This is a genomic window from Caulobacter sp. LARHSG274 (assembly GCF_052871235.1).
Map to the genome: position 1 here is coordinate 540293 of NZ_JBIXJO010000001.1, position 15184 is coordinate 555476.

General features: G+C 70.4%; 15 protein-coding genes. 6 read left to right on the plus strand and 9 right to left on the minus strand.

Annotated elements, in window-relative coordinates:
- Positions 1-31 precede the first annotated feature (31 nt).
- Entirely contained in the window at positions 32-1162 is a 1131-nt protein-coding gene (locus tag ACIPQB_RS02485; protein ID WP_446483609.1) for an aminotransferase-like domain-containing protein, read from the plus strand.
- Between the two features lie 70 nt (positions 1163-1232).
- Positions 1233-1718: a GFA family protein gene (locus tag ACIPQB_RS02490; protein WP_446483610.1), complete on the plus strand. Its 486-nt coding sequence runs from the start codon at positions 1233-1235 to the stop codon at positions 1716-1718.
- On the opposite strand, the gene ACIPQB_RS02495 is transcribed toward ACIPQB_RS02490, so the two are convergent.
- Positions 1652-2329 (minus strand): hypothetical protein, encoded by a 678-nt coding sequence (locus ACIPQB_RS02495; protein ID WP_446483611.1) that lies wholly within the window; start codon positions 2327-2329, stop codon positions 1652-1654. The two genes, ACIPQB_RS02490 and ACIPQB_RS02495, sit on opposite strands and share 67 nt — an antisense overlap.
- 151 nt (positions 2330-2480) lie before the next feature.
- Between ACIPQB_RS02495 and ACIPQB_RS02500 the strand changes: the two genes are divergently transcribed.
- The 3 genes from ACIPQB_RS02500 to ACIPQB_RS02510 all read left to right on the plus strand — a co-directional run bounded on the left by ACIPQB_RS02500 (position 2481) and on the right by ACIPQB_RS02510 (position 5289).
- Entirely contained in the window at positions 2481-3257 is a 777-nt protein-coding gene (locus ACIPQB_RS02500; RefSeq protein ID WP_446483612.1) for a sulfite exporter TauE/SafE family protein, read from the plus strand.
- Between the two features lie 75 nt (positions 3258-3332).
- On the plus strand, positions 3333-4028 hold the full coding sequence (gene trhA, locus ACIPQB_RS02505) for a PAQR family membrane homeostasis protein TrhA (RefSeq protein WP_446483613.1): 696 nt from the start codon (positions 3333-3335) through the stop codon (positions 4026-4028).
- Positions 4029-4035: 7 nt separating this feature from the next.
- The gene (locus ACIPQB_RS02510) at positions 4036-5289 is read left to right on the plus strand and encodes a patatin-like phospholipase family protein (RefSeq protein ID WP_446483614.1); all 1254 of its coding nucleotides are present in this window, start codon (positions 4036-4038) and stop codon (positions 5287-5289) included.
- Positions 5290-5452: 163 nt separating this feature from the next.
- Here the strand turns inward: ACIPQB_RS02510 and ACIPQB_RS02515 are convergent, their stop codons facing one another.
- From ACIPQB_RS02515 to ACIPQB_RS02525, 3 genes are all read right to left on the minus strand, one after another.
- Positions 5453-5770 (minus strand): hypothetical protein, encoded by a 318-nt coding sequence (locus ACIPQB_RS02515; protein WP_446483615.1) that lies wholly within the window; start codon positions 5768-5770, stop codon positions 5453-5455.
- 91 nt (positions 5771-5861) lie between these two features.
- Positions 5862-6842, minus strand: a complete 981-nt coding sequence (locus ACIPQB_RS02520) for a lipid A-modifier LpxR family protein (protein WP_446483616.1) — start codon at positions 6840-6842, stop codon at positions 5862-5864.
- A gap of 207 nt (positions 6843-7049) precedes the next feature.
- Entirely contained in the window at positions 7050-8933 is a 1884-nt protein-coding gene (locus ACIPQB_RS02525) for a ribonucleoside-diphosphate reductase subunit alpha (protein WP_446483617.1), read from the minus strand.
- Between the two features lie 390 nt (positions 8934-9323).
- Here ACIPQB_RS02525 and ACIPQB_RS02530 point away from each other — a divergent pair, with 390 nt between their 5' ends.
- On the plus strand, positions 9324-9662 hold the full coding sequence (locus tag ACIPQB_RS02530; RefSeq protein WP_446483618.1) for a hypothetical protein: 339 nt from the start codon (positions 9324-9326) through the stop codon (positions 9660-9662).
- Between the two features lie 100 nt (positions 9663-9762).
- On the opposite strand, the gene ACIPQB_RS02535 is transcribed toward ACIPQB_RS02530, so the two are convergent.
- From ACIPQB_RS02535 to ACIPQB_RS02555, 5 genes are all read right to left on the minus strand, one after another.
- Complete coding sequence (locus ACIPQB_RS02535) at positions 9763-10968, minus strand: OmpA family protein (RefSeq protein WP_446483619.1); 1206 nt, start codon at positions 10966-10968, stop codon at positions 9763-9765.
- A gap of 326 nt (positions 10969-11294) precedes the next feature.
- Complete coding sequence (locus tag ACIPQB_RS02540; RefSeq protein ID WP_446483620.1) at positions 11295-12440, minus strand: ABC transporter permease; 1146 nt, start codon at positions 12438-12440, stop codon at positions 11295-11297.
- A complete protein-coding gene (locus tag ACIPQB_RS02545; protein WP_446483621.1) occupies positions 12437-13387 on the minus strand; it encodes an ABC transporter ATP-binding protein in 951 nt (316 codons plus the stop codon). The genes ACIPQB_RS02540 and ACIPQB_RS02545 overlap by 4 nt, the downstream gene beginning before the upstream one ends.
- Complete coding sequence (locus tag ACIPQB_RS02550; protein ID WP_446483622.1) at positions 13384-14370, minus strand: HlyD family secretion protein; 987 nt, start codon at positions 14368-14370, stop codon at positions 13384-13386. The genes ACIPQB_RS02545 and ACIPQB_RS02550 overlap by 4 nt, the downstream gene beginning before the upstream one ends.
- Complete coding sequence (locus tag ACIPQB_RS02555) at positions 14367-15008, minus strand: TetR/AcrR family transcriptional regulator (RefSeq protein WP_446483623.1); 642 nt, start codon at positions 15006-15008, stop codon at positions 14367-14369. The genes ACIPQB_RS02550 and ACIPQB_RS02555 overlap by 4 nt, the downstream gene beginning before the upstream one ends.
- Positions 15009-15184 lie beyond the last annotated feature (176 nt).

Genomic DNA, 15184 nt, shown 5'->3' on the forward strand with positions numbered 1-15184 from the left:
ATAGACTTGACGCTATTTTGGGGGAACGACCATGGCCCGGCTGTCCGTGCGCACCGGCGATCTGCACCCCTCGCCGGTGCGCGACATGCTCAGCGTCGCCCAGCGGCCGGGGATGATCTCGTTCGCCGGCGGCCTGCCGTCGCCGGAGACCTTCGCGGGCCTCGACCTGCCGCCACCGCCGCGCGACCTGCTGCAATACGGTCCGACCGAGGGCGAGCCGGCCCTGCGGGCCCGCATCGCCGAAGACCTGGCGGACCTGGGCCTGGACTGCGGACCCGACCGGGTGCTGGTGCTGTCGGGCTCGCAACAGGGCATCGACTTGGCCGCCAAGCTGGTCGTCGACCCGGGCGCGGCGGTGGCGGTGGAGTCCCCCGCCTATCTGGCGGCGCTGCAGGTGTTCCGGTTCTTCGGCGCGCGGTTCGAGATTCTCGACCGCGCCGATCCCGCCGCCGGCTGGGCCGACGCGGCGCCGGCCCTGGCCTATGTCACGCCCACCTTCCAGAACCCGACCGGCCAGTGCTGGAGCGCGGCCGAGCGCCAGGCCCTGGCCCAGGCCTGCGACGTCCATGACGTGATCCTGTTCGAGGACGATCCCTATCGCGACCTGGTCTACGAACCCTGCGAGCGCCGCCCCGTCTGCGCCGGGCTGAAGACCGCCTCGTGGATCTATCAGGGCTCGTTCTCCAAGACCGTCGCGCCGGGGCTGCGGCTGGGCTTCCTGACCGCCTCGGAGGACCTGTTCCCCTATCTGACCCGGCTGAAGCAGGCCTCGGACCTGCACACCAACCGCCTGAGCCAATGGATGGTGCTGCAATATCTGAACGATCCGGGCCGGGCGGCGCGGATGGCGTGGGTGGCCGATCTCTACCGCGGCAAGCGCGACGCCTTCGACGCGGCCCTGACCCGACACCTGGGCGGTCTGGCGACCTGGACCGCCCCGCCCGGCGGCCTGTTCTTCTGGCTGACCCTGGCGGGGGCGGCCGATCCGGAGCGGCTGCTGAAGCGGGCGCTGGAGCAGGGGGTGCTGTTCACCCCCGGCGGCCACTTCCTGGCCGACGGCGGCGCCAGCCAGGCCCTGCGGCTGAACTTCAGCCTGGCCGAGCCGGCCGCGGCCGAGCGCGGGCTGCGGATCCTCGGCGACCTGCTGCGGGACCCGGCCTAGCGCCGATCCGGGTGGATCGCCGGCCCGGATCGGTCTTAGATCGCGGCCCTCAAGGGTTGTGGGGATCGAGATGGGCAGGAAGGCCAAGGCTTCGGCGGTGCAGGCGGCGGGACAGTGCGCCTGCGGGGCGGTGCGGCTGGAGATCGACGTTCCGGCCCGCTGGGCCTGGCACGACCACTCGGCCGCCAGCCGCCTGGCCCAGGGCTGCGCCTTCGCCACCTATGTCGGCAGCTATCGCAGCCGCTTCCGGATTCTCGCCGGCGCCGACAGCATCACCCGCTTCGAGGACGCTGCGGCCGGGACGGCGCGCGGCTTCTGCGCCCGTTGCGGCACGCCGCTGTACTATGAGCGGGCCCGCGCGCCGACCATGGTCAACATCCCCCGCGCCCTGTTCACCGAGCGCACCGGCCGCGAGCCGCGCTATCACGTCGCCCTGCACGAGGCCCCGGACTGGACCTATGCCGGCGCGCCCTTGGCCCCGCTGAAGGGCTATCCCGGCGTGATGTGGGAGCGGCCCCGGCGCAAGCCGCGCCGGATGATCGACGACCCGTTCTGACGCTCGCGCTCCGGCGGCGGGTCGGCCAGGGCGGTCCAGGCGGCCAGAGCGGCGAGCCGGTAGTCCTCGCCCCAGGGCGGACCGAGCGCCGCGCCCAGGGCCTTGAGGCGCGCCGCCAGTTCGGGCTCGCCGACGGCCAGGGCGTCGCCCACCAAGGTCGGCAGGTCGCGCTCGGCGACGCGGCGGACCTCCAGCCCCGCCAGGCCGCCGCCCGCCGCGACGACGTCGCGATAGAACGCCCCCTCGGCGGCGTGGATCAGGGCGTGGGCCCGCAGGATGTCTTCCAGCCGCGCCGGGATCCGGGCCGCGCCGACTGGCGTCACGGCGATGGCGACCGAAAAGCCGTCGGCGCGCAGCTCGGCGGCCAGCCGGCCGATCTCGCCGGCCGTCTTGGCCTCGGCGGCGGCCCGCACCCGGGCGATCAGGGCGACGGCCCCGGCGCGGTCGGCCGCCGCCTGGTGATAGACGAACCGCTCCAGCCCGGTCGCGAAGACGATCCGCCGGCGGACGACGACGCGCGGGCCGGCCGGCGGGCCCGCCAGGGCGACGGCGGCGGTCCAGTAGGTATAGGGCCGAAACCCCAGGACCGCGAAGGATGGCTCGCTGCGCATCACCGGCCTCGACGCCGAACCGCCAGGGCGCGCGGCGCCCGGGCTTCGTTCCGCAACCATCCTACGCCAAATGTGGGCGAACGGCCCTGCTGACGACCGTCCGAGGCCGCGACACTTTCGAACCGCCCGGCGAAGCTGCTAACAGCATCGGATGCTGACCGATCCGCTGTTCTACGCCGTCGCCATTCCCGCCGTGATCCTGCTGGGCCTGGCCAAGGGCGGATTCGCCGGGATCGGGGTGGTGGCGGTGCCGCTGATGGCCCTGGCGGTCTCGCCGGTGCTGGCCGCCTCGATCACCCTGCCGATCCTGCTGGTCCAGGACGTGGTCAGCGTCTGGTCGTTCCGCAAAACCTGGAACAGGGGCCTGCTGATCCTGATGCTGCCGGCCGCCGCCGTCGGCATCTTCCTGGGCTGGCTGCTGGCGGCCCGGGTCTCGGTGTCGGCGGTCGAGCTGGCCATCGGCGTGATCGCCATCGCCTTTTCGCTGCAGCGCCTGTGGGCCGAGCGGGCGGTCAAGGCCGCCGCCGCGGTCGAGGCCGGCCCCGCCCGGCCCTGGCTGGGGCTCCTGTGCGGCGCGGCGGCCGGCTTCACCAGCCAGGTCGCCCACGCCGGCGGACCGCCGTTCCAGATCTATGTCCTGCCGCGCCGCCTGCCGCGCGACACCTTCATCGGCACCAGCGCCATCTTCTTCGCCACGGTCAACTGGATGAAGGTGCCGGCCTATGTCGCCCTGGGCCAGTTCACCCGCCCGGTGCTGACCACCGCCGCCGTGCTGCTGCCCCTGGCCCTGGCCTCGACCTGGGCCGGGGTGTGGCTGGTGCGACGGGTGCCGGCCGAGGGCTTCTACCGGATCATCTACCTGCTGCTGATCGCGGTCGGCGGCAAGCTGGCCTGGGATGGAGCCAGCGGGCTGCTGGGCGGAGCCTAGGCAGGCCTGCGGCCTTTTCGCCGCCACGATGATCGGCGTTTATATGTCATCGATTGCGCGTAGAGTGGGCGGGCCATGATCACGACGACCAGCAAGCTTCCAGCGCCGGCCGAGGACGCGCCCAAGCACTATCCGACGCCGGGCGCCCTGCGCGCCGACCTGGTGGTGCACCTGGCCGGCCTGGCCTGCGCCCTGCTGGGCGGCGGCATCATGCTGGGCCTGGCCTTCGGTCTGGGCTCGCTGAGCCAGGTGGCGGCCATCGCCGTCTATACCGTCGGCCTGATCACCATGCTGTCGCTGTCGACCGCCTACAACTTCTCCACCGCCCGCTGGCGGCCGCTGCTGCGCCGCTTCGACCACGCCGGCATCTTCGTGATGATCGCCGCCTCCTACACCCCGTTCACCACCCAGAACCTGCACGGCTGGTGGGCGATCGGCATGACCTCGGCGGTGTGGACGGTGGCCGGGATCGGCGTGCTGGCCAAGCTGCTGTTGCCGGGCCTCGACAAGCGCTTCTGGGTCGGCCTGTACCTGGCTCTGGGCTGGCTGGTGCTGGTGGCGATCAAGCCGATGATCGCCGGCCTGGGCTGGGTGGCCCTGCTGCTGCTGGCGATCGGCGGCGTGATCTATTCGACCGGTACGGTGTTCTATCTGATGAAGCGGCTGAAGTTCCGGCGCGCCATCTGGCACGGTCATGTGATCGGAGGGGCCGGCCTGCACTACGCCGCCATCCTGGTCGGGGTGGTCCTGGCCTCGAGCGGACACCCCTGAGCCTGCCTTGACCCTGCCGCCGGACTCCAAACGGACCCTCCAGACCTTCTTCCGGGATCGCGGCGCCGCGCAGCCGCCGCGCGGCAAGCGGCTGGCGGCCCCGCCGGCCGAGGCCGAGGCCGAGGCGGTCGGCTTTCCCGGCGTGCGGCTCAGCGTCGACGAGGCCGACGTCGCCCTGCGGCACGTGGCCGACCGCCTGGCCCCGGCCCGCCCGCTGCTGGGTCGCGGCGACTTCAATATCCTGGCCCTGTCGGGCGGCGCGGCCGGGGGCGCGTTCGGGGCCGGCGCGCTGATCGGCCTGACCCAGGCCGGAACCCGCCCGGACTTCGCCATCGTCACCGGAGTCAGCACCGGGGCGCTGATCGCTCCCCTGGCGTTCCTGGGCCCGGCCTGGGACGACCGGCTGGCCGACGCCTATGTCGGCGGCCACGCCGCCGAGCTGCTCAGCCTCAAGCGGCTGGGGCCGACCCTGGGCCAGAGCCTGTTCCGCGGCGAGGCGCTGGACAGCCTGGTGGCGCCGTTCGTCGACCAGGCGATGATCGAGGCCGTGGCCCAGGAACACGCCCGCGGCCGCCGGCTGCTGATCGCCACCACCAATCTCGACAGCCAGAAGGCCGCCATCTGGGACATGGGGGCGATCGCCAGCCACGGGGGCGAGGCCGCCGTGCGGCTGTTCCGCGACGTGCTGGTCGCCTCGGCCACCCTGCCCGGCCTGTTTCCGCCCAAGCTGTTCGAGGTCGAGGTACCCGACGGCGAGGGCGGCGTCGTCCGACACCAGGAAATGCATGTCGACGGCGGCGTCGCCGCGCCGCTGTTCCTGATGCCCGACGCCCTGCTGCGCTGGCGCGAACTGGGCCATCGCCTGCGGCGCGGCCGGGTCTATGTGATCGTCAACACCGTGCTGGAGCCGACGCCGCGCACCACCCAGCCGGGGGTGGCCTCGATCGTCGGGCGCAGCTTCGAGACCATGCTGCGGTTCTCCTATCGCCAAGCCCTGAGCCTGGCGGCCGGCTTCTGCCTCCGCCACAACCTGCCGCTCAGCGTCGCCTCGATCCCGTCCAGCTTCGACGGCTTCAACATGATGCGGTTCGAGACGGCCAGCATGAGGCGCACCTTCGACGACGCCCGGGCCCTGGCCCTGGCCGGCCGGCTGTGGGCCCAGCCGACGCCGCCGCCCCCGGCCTGGCGCGAGCTGTTCCGCCGCCCGGCCGCGCGCCGCGAGCCGGGGGCCTCGACCCTGGACCCGCCGCCGGAGGTCTGAGGGCGGTTAGGGCCAAGGTGCGCGGGAACGCCCCCTTCCGTCTCCCCGGCGAAGGCCGGGGTCCAGATCATAGGGCGGTGTGTTTCGGATAGACGGCCAGCACGACGGCTGAACCTGGACCCCGGCCTTCGCCGGGGAGACTGAGTGAAAGTCGATTCAGCCGCTATTTCTTGACGTAGCGGGCGCGCAGCTTTTCCAGGCGCGGCGGATCGGCGCGGAAGTCGCCGGCCAGGCCCAGGCGGGCGTTGCACGACGGGCAGCGCACCGAGTCCTCGTCAGCGAGGGCGGCCGGCGGATCGAAACGGGCGCCGCAGGGTTTGCACTTGAAGTCACCGGTCGGCGGCGGGGGAGCCGGCGGCGGTTCGGGAACCACGCGCCGGGCCGGACGCTGGATGCGCTCGAGCGGCGGCGGGCCGCCGGGCGCGGCGACGCCGCTCTTCAGGCTCAGGATCTTGCGGCGAGGAGGCTCGCTATCGCTCATGACGGTCGATGGCTCGTTGAGGGTCGGGCGCTAGCTGCATGATCTGGCCCGGAAACTCAAGCGCCCGAGCGCGATTCGCGCCGATCGGGTCCTACCAATGCGGCTTCAGGCTGAAGGACAGCGCCACCATCTCGTCCTTCTGGGTGGCCATGCCCATGATCTGGTCCTTGGCCCTGATCTTGCGGTGGACATAGCCGAACGAGGCCTGCATGGCCCCGCGCCGCCAGGCCACGCCGGCCTGGCCGTCGCCGACCAGCTTGCTGCTGCTGTCGGAGGTGAAGCCGGCCCGGCTCCAGTCGCCGTCCGCGCTGCGCAGCATGTTCAGCCCCACGGCCTGGCCGCTGGCGGCGGCGAACACGTACCAGCGGCCGCGGTCGCCGAAGGCCCGCCCGTCGCTGACGCCGAGCGAATTGACCACCCGGTCGCCCATCTTCTTGCCGAACCGCACTGTGGCCCCGGCCTCGGCCGAGCCCCCGGCCGCGCCAATGCCCAGCCCGGCGTGCGGGGAGACGTCCAGGGCGTACTTGCCGGCTCCCAGCCGGACCGCCGCCGGCCAGCCGCGGGTCACCGTCACGTCGACGTCGCGGTCCTCGAAGCTGTCCTCGTCCGGCCGGACCATCGACAGGGGCCGGGTCGCGCCGCTCTGGGCGACCTTGGCGACCGACACCCGCACGGAGTCGACCGCGTGGCCGCTGTCGCCGACCACGAAGGCGTTGGAGCGCCAGGTGACCGCGCCGCGGCCGGCATAGTAACGGTCGGCGTCCAGCAGCTTGGCGTCGCCATAGGCCCCGGCCGGAGACAGGGCGAAGCTGGGATCATCCGCGCGCGGGGCGGCGGTCCGCGGCGCCTCGGAAAAGCCGATCGCGGCTGGGCGCAGGCTATGGGCGCTGAGATCGATCGGCCGCGTGGCGCGGCTGTCGACAATGAAACTGGCCATGGTGGCGGGCTTGGCCTTGCGGCCGGCGGCGGGCGTCCTATCTGAAGTCTCGGACGACGTGGCGGCCGCGGCCTTCGGGGCGGGTTTCGCGCGGGCCGGGTGCGCCTGGGCGACAGCGCAAGCCGTCAGGCTCACGCCCAAGCTCACCACGAACGCCACCGCACGCATGCCGGACCCCTCGTCCCAAGTTCCCCCCAAGGAGCCTACCCGCAATTGCGGCGGCGTCCATGGGACAAATCCCCACGTCCTTAACAAATCGCCGTGCGTCGGGTTCCAGAACGCCGAACGGCGGCGCGAGAGCCTCGCGCCGCCGTTCGTTTGTCCAGGATTTGAAGCCCGGCCCTATTGGCAGGCCAGGCACTCGTCGTAATCGGTCTTCTCGGGCGCGTCGAAGCCGTTGATCGGCCCGGCCACCGCCACGTCGGAGCCGGCATAGGCCGCCCGCTGCACCGACTTGGAGCGCAGGTAGTAGAGCGACTTCACGCCCCGCTCCCAGGCCTGCCAGTGCAGCATGTGCAGGTCCCACTTGTCGACGTCGCCGGGCAGGAAGATGTTCACCGACTGGCTCTGGCAGATTTCCGGCGTGCGGTCGGCGGCCAGTTCGACCACCCAGCGCTGGTCCAGCTCGAAGGCGGTCTTGTAGACGTCCTTGTCGTCCTGGCTGAGGAAGTCCAGGTGCTGGACCGAGCCCTCGTTCTCCAGGATCGAGCCCCAGACCGCGTCGGTGTTCTGGCCCTTCTCCTCGAGCAGTTTCTCCAGGTAGGGGTTCTTGACCGCGAACGAGCCCGACAGGGTCTTGTGCGTGTAGATATTGGCCGGGATCGGCTCGATGCCGGCGCTGGTGCCGCCGCAGATGATCGAGATCGAGGCGGTCGGGGCGATGGCCAGCTTGTGCGAGAAGCGCTCCATCGAGCCGCGCTCGGCGGCGTCGGGGCACGGGCCCTTCTCCTCGCCCAGGGCGATCGAGGCCTTGTCGGCCTCGCGGCGCAGGTGCTTGAACATCCGCATGTTCCAGCTCTTGGCCAGGGCGCTCTCGAACGGCACGTTCTGGCTCTGCAGGAAGCTGTGGAAGCCCATCAGGCCCAGGCCGACCGAGCGCTCGCGCATGGCGGCGTAGGCGGCGGCCTTGGCCGGCTCGGGGGCGCGATCGATGAAGTCCTGCAGCACGTTGTCGAGGAAGCGCATGACGTCCTCGATGAAGGTCGGGTGGTCGCGCCATTCCAGGAAGGTCTCGGCGTTGACCGACGACAGGCAGCAGACGGCGGTGCGGTCGTTGCCCAGGTGGTCGAGGCCGGTGTGCAGCATGATCTCGCTGCACAGGTTCGACTGGCGCACGCTCAGGCCCAGCTCGCGCTGGTGCTTGGGCATGGCCCGGTTCACGGTGTCGGAGAAGATCAGATAGGGCTCGCCGGTCTGCAGGCGCAGCTCCAGCACCTTCTGCCACAGGTTGCGAGCATCGACCTCGCGGACCACTTCGCCGGTCTTGGGCGAGCGCAGGCCGAACTTCTGGCCGTCGCGGACGGCGTGCATGAAGGCGTCGGTGATCGAGATGCCGTGGTGCAGGTTCAGGGACTTGCGGTTGAAGTCGCCCGACGGTTTGCGGATCTCAAGGAATTCCTCGATCTCGGGATGGTGGATGTCGAGATAGACCGCCGCCGAACCGCGGCGCAGGCTGCCCTGGCTGATCGCCAGGGTCAGGCTGTCCATCACCCGGATGAAGGGGATGATGCCGCTGGTCTGGCCCTGGCCCTTGACCTTCTCGCCGATCGACCGGACGCCGCCCCAGTAGGTGCCGATGCCGCCGCCATTGGCGGCCAGCCAGACGTTTTCGTTCCAGACGCCGAGAATGCCGTCCAGGCTGTCGGACACCGAATTGAGGAAGCAGCTGATCGGCAGGCCGCGCTCGGCGCCGCCGTTGCTGAGCACCGGGGTGGCCGGCATGAACCACAGGCGGCTCATATAGTCATAGACCCGCTGGGCGTGGTCGGCGTCGTCGGCGAAGGCCGTCGAGACGCGGGCGAACATGTCCTGGTACGACTCGCCCGGAAGCAGGTAGCGATCCTCCAGGGTGGTCTTGCCGAAGTCGGTCAGCAGGGCGTCGCGCGAACGGTCAACCTCGACCTTGCGCACCAGCGCCAGCTTGGGGCGCTCGGCCGTCCGCATGCCCTCGGTGCGGGCCTGGGGGAGCGCAGTCGTCTTCGCCGCTTCACTGCCGGTCATGATCAAAAATCCATAATCAATCAGCGTGTTCCGGAAAAGGGAAACGCCCCGTCCAGCCGCTACATCTTGTGGCCGAGGAGCCCCCTCAGCCCACATATGGGGCCACAGTGGCTAATGACTCGTCAACGGCGAGATGCGTCTCGGGGGCGAGTTTTTTCTTAACAAGCTGTGAACGAACGTCGGTGTTCCGGAAGATACTGGGCGCGATCAAAGGGTTGCAGGTTCAAGGCGATGGCGGCTGCGACGCCCTGTCGCGGTCAACAAAGAAGTGATCCGGCGGCGGAGTGGATTCCGCTGAAAGCCCTTGCCATTCGACGCGTCTAGTCGGCGAGGACGGCTTGCGCCTAAAACGCCGCGCGCGCCAAATGGCCATGCTTGGATCTCTAGGAGTTCGCCGTGCGCCACACCCTGCCTGTCGCGTTGTGCGTGGCGCTGTTCGCCGCTACGCCTGCCCTAGCGAGTGACATTAGCCGTCACAATACGCTGGCCCAAATCGACGCGGCGATCCGCAAGGCCGCGCCAGTGGGCGGGGAAGTCGGCCCGGCCCTGGCCTATCTGGACGCCAATCACGTTGAAAACAGCGATCAGGCCCGCGAGCGGACCGTCTACGCAATCATCCGGGGCATCCGGGGAGGATCGTTTCTGATCGAGAAGTCCGCCTCGATCCGGATCATCTATGACGAGCGTCGGCGCGTGACGGAGGTCAGGGTCTACGCTGACTACACCGGCCCCTGAGAAGCTTCGGCTGGGACAACCGCACGGCTCTGAGCATCGATAAAAGAAAAGGGCCCGGCGTCGCCGCCGGGCCCCTCCCAAGTCGATAGAGATCGCGATCTTAGAAGTTGATCGAGATCGTGGAACGGCGGTTCAGCGGTTCCTTCACACCATCGCCGGTGGCGACGGCGGGGGCGCTTTCGCCCTTCCAGTCCACGGCCAGGGTGTCGCCGGCGACGCCGGCTCCGACCAGGGCGTCGGCGACGGCCTTGGCGCGGCGCTCGGAGAGCTTGGCGTTATATTTCGGCGAACCCGAGGTGTCGGTGTGACCGACCACCACGATCTTGGTCGCATGACCGCCGTTGGCGTAGCTCGCGGCTTCCGAAACCACCGACTGGGCTTCCGGCGTCAGCACGTACTGATCGAACGGGAAGTAGACGATGAACTCGCGCGCTTCATATGCCGGCGGAGGCGGCGGGGGAGGCGGCGGAGGCGGAGGCGGCGGGGGCGGAGGCGGCGGGGGAGGCGGCGGCGGGGGCGGCGGCGGGGGCGGCGGAGCGGCGAACGAATACCGCAGGCCGACCGTCACCGACTGGTCCTTGTACTGGCCTTCCCAGGCGCCCGGCTGGATCGCCGACGAACCGGTCGACTGCCAGGTGTGATCCTGGGTGGCGAACCAGCGATAGGTCAGGTCGATCTTCAGCTTGTCGGTCGCCTTGATCGAGGCGCCGGCGATCGCCTGCCAGGCCACGGCGATGTCGTCATCGTCGACGGTCAGGTTCTGGATAGCGGGATTGGTGGCGGTCACCGCGCCCACGCCGCTGAACTGACCCAAAGCCTTGACGTCCAGGCGATTGATGCCGATGCCGGCGCCGATGAAGGGGTTGAACCATGAATCCGGCGCGAAGTCGTACAGGACGTTGGCCATCAGCGACCAGGAGTCGATCGAGCCGTCCGGGCTGCCGCATTTCGGCGCGGCGGTCGTGCGGGTCACGCCGGGGGTGCAGAGCGCATAGGGCTGCTGGCGGATCGGGTTGCCGTGAACGCTCGTGATGTCGCCGGGGCGATAGCCGCCTTCGACTTCAGCGCGCCAGTTCGGGGTGAACTGGTAGCCCAGGCGGACGAAGCCGGCCCAGTCGTTGTCGGCCGCCCAGGTATAGTGGGCGGTCGCGCCGTCCGGCATGGCGTTGTCAGATTCGGCGTTGATGCCTTCCGGCCAGTGATAGCCAAGGTCGACCGCGCCGTACCAGCCGGTCTCTTGGGCCGAAGCGGCGCCAGCGGCGAACACCGCGGCTAGAGCCACTCCCGCCAGGAGTTTGAGTTTCATATCAAGAGCCCTCTATTGCCCTGCACCGGCCGAGACCGACCGAGCACTGTTATACCAAGGCGCACGATCCGCGAAAGTGTCAGCAGAGCAACACCCGTCAGGTTTCGTCGCCCTGCAAGACAAGGCGACTCCAACAACTGACCGCCCCACGCAATCAACTTCCGAGCGTATCGGCTGACTATCGCGGAAAAGCGCCAGCATCCTACCGGTTCGCACGCGAATCCGCGTAGCGCAAGGCCTCCAGCGCTTTTTGCAGGCTGCGGGCGCGTAAAAACGTCGCACACGGGCTTGCAGAACACAGGGATATGCGCCGGGCGCCGGCTACCTCAGTCGAGGGTCCGCCGGTATCGCATCATCGCCGCCGCCGCAATCGCCACCACAAAAGCAGCCAAGGCCAGAAGACTTGCCCACAGGTCTTCAACACCCAGCCCTTTAAGTAAAGATCCCCGCACCACGCGCAGGAAATGGGTCACCGGGATCACGCTGCCCAGGGTCTGGGCCCAGCCGGGCATGCCGCGGAACGGGAACATGAAGCCCGACAGCAGGATCGACGGCAGGATGTAGAAGAACGACATCTGCATGGCCTGCAGCTGGGTGCGGGCCAGGGTCGAGATCAGGAAGCCCAGCGCCAGCGAGCCGACGATGAACAGCGTCACCCCCAGGACCAGAGCCCCCCAGCCGCCCGCCATCGGCACCGCGAACAGCGCCCGCGCCAGCACCAGGATCACCACCGTCTGGATCACTCCCACCGCCACATAGGGGGCCAGCTTGCCGATCATCACCTCGATCGGCCGGGCCGGGGTGGCCAGCAGGCCCTCCATGGTGCCGCGCTCGTACTCGCGGGTGACGCCCAGCGACGTCATCATCACCAGGGTCATCGACAGGATCACCCCCAGCAGGCCCGGCACGATGTTGTAGGCGGTGATGCTCTCGGGATTGTAGCGGCGGTGGATCACCACCTCGAACGGATCGCGTCCGGTCTGGGCCGCCGCGCCGACCAGGTCGCGGGACAGCGCCGTACGCGGAAGATTGGCCAGGGCGGCGATCGCCCCGCCGGTGGCGGCCGGGTCGGAGGCGTCGGCCTCGACCAGGATCTGGGCCTGGTCCTCGCGCACCACCCGGCGGGTGAAGTCGGCCGGGATGGTCAGGGCGAACTGCACCTCGCCCCGGGCGATGGCCCGGTCGAGGTCGGCGGGCGAGCCGGCCTCCTGCACGACCTTGAAATAGCCGCTGTTGACCAGGGCCGACAGGGTCGAGCGGGCCATCGGCCCGTGGTCCTGGACCAGCACCGCGGTCGGCAGGTCGCGCGGGTCGTTGTTGATGGCGTAGCCGAACAGCAGCAGCTGCACGATCGGCATGACCAGGATCATCGCATAGGTCAGCCGGTCGCGGGTGAGCTGGATGAACTCCTTGGTCAGCACCGCCAGGACGCGGTTCACGGACAGGCCGTCGGGGCCGGGCGCGTCGCTCATTGGAAATTGTCCCGCGAGGCCGCCATCATCTGGATGAACACGTCCTCCAGGGTCGGCGAGACCTCGGTCCAGGCGAAGGGCGGCCGGCGATAGGGGGCGATCGCCGCCTCCAGGGCGGCGCGGTCCTGGCCGCTGACATGCAGGGCGGCGCCGAACGGCGCGGCCATGGCCACGCCCGGGGCCTTGGCCAGTTCGCGCCCCAGCCGATCGGCCCCCGGCCCCTCGGCCCGGAAGGTGACCAGGCCCGAGCCGGCGATCACCGCCTCGAGCGTCCCGCGAGCCATCAGCCGGCCATAGGCGATATAGGCGATGTCGTGGCAGCGCTCGGCCTCGTCCATGTAGTGGGTCGAGACCATCACCGTCAGGCCCTCGGCCGACAGGGCGTGGATCTCGTCCCAGAACTCGCGCCGGGCCTTGGGATCGACCCCGGCGGTGGGCTCGTCCAGCAGCAGCAGGCGCGGGGCGTGCAGCACGCAGGCGGCCAGGGCCAGGCGCTGCTTCCAGCCGCCCGACAGGCTGCCGGCCAGCTGCTTCTGGCGGCCGGCCAGGCCCAGCCGCTCCAGCGCCTCGCCCACCCGCTCGCGCCGACGGTCGAGGCCGTAGATCCGGGCCACGAAGTCGAGGTTCTCGCGGATCGACAGGTCGTCATAGAGCGAGAACTTCTGGGTCATGTAGCCGGTCTGGCGCTTGATCGCGTCGGCGTGGCGGCGGAAGTCGCGGCCCAGCACCTCGCCCTCGCCGCCGTCCGGGGTCAGCAGGCCGCACAGCATCCGCAGGGTGGTGGTCTTGCCCGAGCCGTTGGGACCGAGAAAGCCGGTGATCTTGCCCACCCCCACCTGGATCGACAGGTCCTGGACCACGTGCTTGTCGCCGAACGACTTGTCGAGACCGCGCACGTCGACGGCCAGATCGGGCGAGGCCAGGTCGGGTGCGGCCGCGGCGCTCATTTTCCCGGTCTCGCCAGCGGCGTGACGTCGATCGGCAGGCCGGGCGGCAGGTCGGCGGGCCGGTCGGGCCGGGCCTCGATCAGGAACACCAGGCGGTCGCGGGCCTCGCGGCTGTAGATCACCGGCGGGGTGAACTCGGCCCGTGGACTGACGAAATTGATCCGCGCGCCCAGGCCCGGCTTGCAGCCGTCGCAGCTGAACTGAATCCGGGTCCCCGGGCGATAGAGCGCGACCTGCGCCTGGGGCACGTAGAAGCGCAGCCGGACCCGGTCGTCGGTCAGCAGGGCGACCACCGGCTGGTTGGCGGCCACCCACTCGCCGGGCTGGTAGAAGACGTCCTGCACCCGCGCCGCGGCCGGGGCCCGGGGGCTGATCTGGTCCAGCCGGCTCTGGGCGGCCGCCAGCTGGTCGCGGGCGGCGGCGGCCTGGCTTTCGGCGGCGCGGACCGCGTCAGGCCGCGCCCCCAGCGTGCCGACCCGGCGCTGCTGGGCGACGGTGCGGACATCGGCCTGGGCCGTGCGCAGGGCCGCCCTGGCCTGGTCCAGCCGGGCCGGGGCGTAGATGCCCTTGGCGGCCAGGGGCGCGACGCGGTCGTAGTCGGCCTGGGCCTGGGCCAGGGCGGCCTGGGCGGCGGCGCGCTGGGCGTCATAGACCGCCAGTTCGGCGGGCCTCTGGCCCTTGAGGGCGTCCTGCACCTGGGCCTGCGCGGCCCGGGCCTGGGCGGCGGCCTGGTCGCGGGCGGCGACCAGCTGGGCCGCATCCAGGGCGAACAGCGGCTGGCCGGCCGCCACCCGCTGGCCGCGCTCGACCCGCACCGCGCTGACCGGCCCGGCGCTCGAAGCGCCGACATACAAGGTCTCGCCCTCGACATAGCCCGACAGCCGGCGCGGATGCGACGATCCCGGCCCCCACAGCCGCCAGCCCAGCCACCCGGCGGCGGCGATCGCCACGACCACGATGGCGATCCTGACGGGAGGCTTCATGCGACGCCCTCCGCCGCGACCAGCATGCCCGACAGCGCCACCTCGGCGTGCTGGGCCAGCAGGGCCTTCAGGTCGATCGGCTTGACCCCGACCGGTACGAACACCTCGCGCCACAGCACGCCCAGCAGCAGAGGCCCGGCCAGGCTGAACACGTAGAGCTGGGGATCGCCGGGCCGCACCTCGCCGCGCGCCTGGGCGGCGACCACCGCCGCGCTGATCCCCCCCAGCATCACCGAGACCACGTCCTCGTGCCACACCTTGGCCAGTTCGGGGAAGTTGCGCGACTCGCCGATCACCATCTTGGCCACCGCGCCCAGCCGGCCCTCGGTGATCACCTCGGCGACGCGGGCGAAGGCCAGGCGGATCAGGTCGCCGAACGGCAGCGGGCTCTGGGCGACGAAGCCGGCGACGGTCGCCAGGTTCGGCGCGATCGTCTCGCGCACCACCGCCCGGAACAGGTCCTGCTTGGTCTCGAAATAGAGATAGAGCGCCCCCTTGGAGATCCCGGCCCGGGCGGCGATGTCGTCCAGCCGCGCGGCCGCGAAGCCCTTCTCGGAAAACACCATCAGCGCCGCTTCAAGGATCTCGCCAGGGCGAGCCTCGCTACGTCGTCGCCACTTGGGTTGGCCGGGCTGCATGAGGGCGCTCGTATATAACTCGCGGGTCAGTTATATATCGGAAGAACGTCCATTGTCAAAACGGCGCACAGCACTCGACCACAAGTAGCGCCTAATCTAGCTTGGCCGCATGCGCACCCTCCTGATCCTCACCGCCGCCCTCGTACTCGCCGGTCCGGCCCGGGCTCGGGACAACA

What these genes read in the sequence shown, in the direction of transcription:
- ACIPQB_RS02485 (WP_446483609.1), top strand. Translation starts at nt 32, where the DNA reads ATGGCCCGGCTGTCCGTGCGCACCGGCGATCTGCACCCCTCGCCGGTG.
- ACIPQB_RS02490 (WP_446483610.1), top strand. Translation starts at nt 1,233, where the DNA reads ATGGGCAGGAAGGCCAAGGCTTCGGCGGTGCAGGCGGCGGGACAGTGC.
- ACIPQB_RS02495 (WP_446483611.1), bottom strand. Translation starts at nt 2,329, where the DNA reads ATGCGCAGCGAGCCATCCTTCGCGGTCCTGGGGTTTCGGCCCTATACC.
- ACIPQB_RS02500 (WP_446483612.1), top strand. Translation starts at nt 2,481, where the DNA reads ATGCTGACCGATCCGCTGTTCTACGCCGTCGCCATTCCCGCCGTGATC.
- trhA (WP_446483613.1), top strand. Translation starts at nt 3,333, where the DNA reads ATGATCACGACGACCAGCAAGCTTCCAGCGCCGGCCGAGGACGCGCCC.
- ACIPQB_RS02515 (WP_446483615.1), bottom strand. Translation starts at nt 5,770, where the DNA reads ATGAGCGATAGCGAGCCTCCTCGCCGCAAGATCCTGAGCCTGAAGAGC.
- ACIPQB_RS02535 (WP_446483619.1), bottom strand. Translation starts at nt 10,968, where the DNA reads ATGAAACTCAAACTCCTGGCGGGAGTGGCTCTAGCCGCGGTGTTCGCC.
- ACIPQB_RS02540 (WP_446483620.1), bottom strand. Translation starts at nt 12,440, where the DNA reads ATGAGCGACGCGCCCGGCCCCGACGGCCTGTCCGTGAACCGCGTCCTG.
- ACIPQB_RS02545 (WP_446483621.1), bottom strand. Translation starts at nt 13,387, where the DNA reads ATGAGCGCCGCGGCCGCACCCGACCTGGCCTCGCCCGATCTGGCCGTC.
- ACIPQB_RS02550 (WP_446483622.1), bottom strand. Translation starts at nt 14,370, where the DNA reads ATGAAGCCTCCCGTCAGGATCGCCATCGTGGTCGTGGCGATCGCCGCC.
- ACIPQB_RS02555 (WP_446483623.1), bottom strand. Translation starts at nt 15,008, where the DNA reads ATGCAGCCCGGCCAACCCAAGTGGCGACGACGTAGCGAGGCTCGCCCT.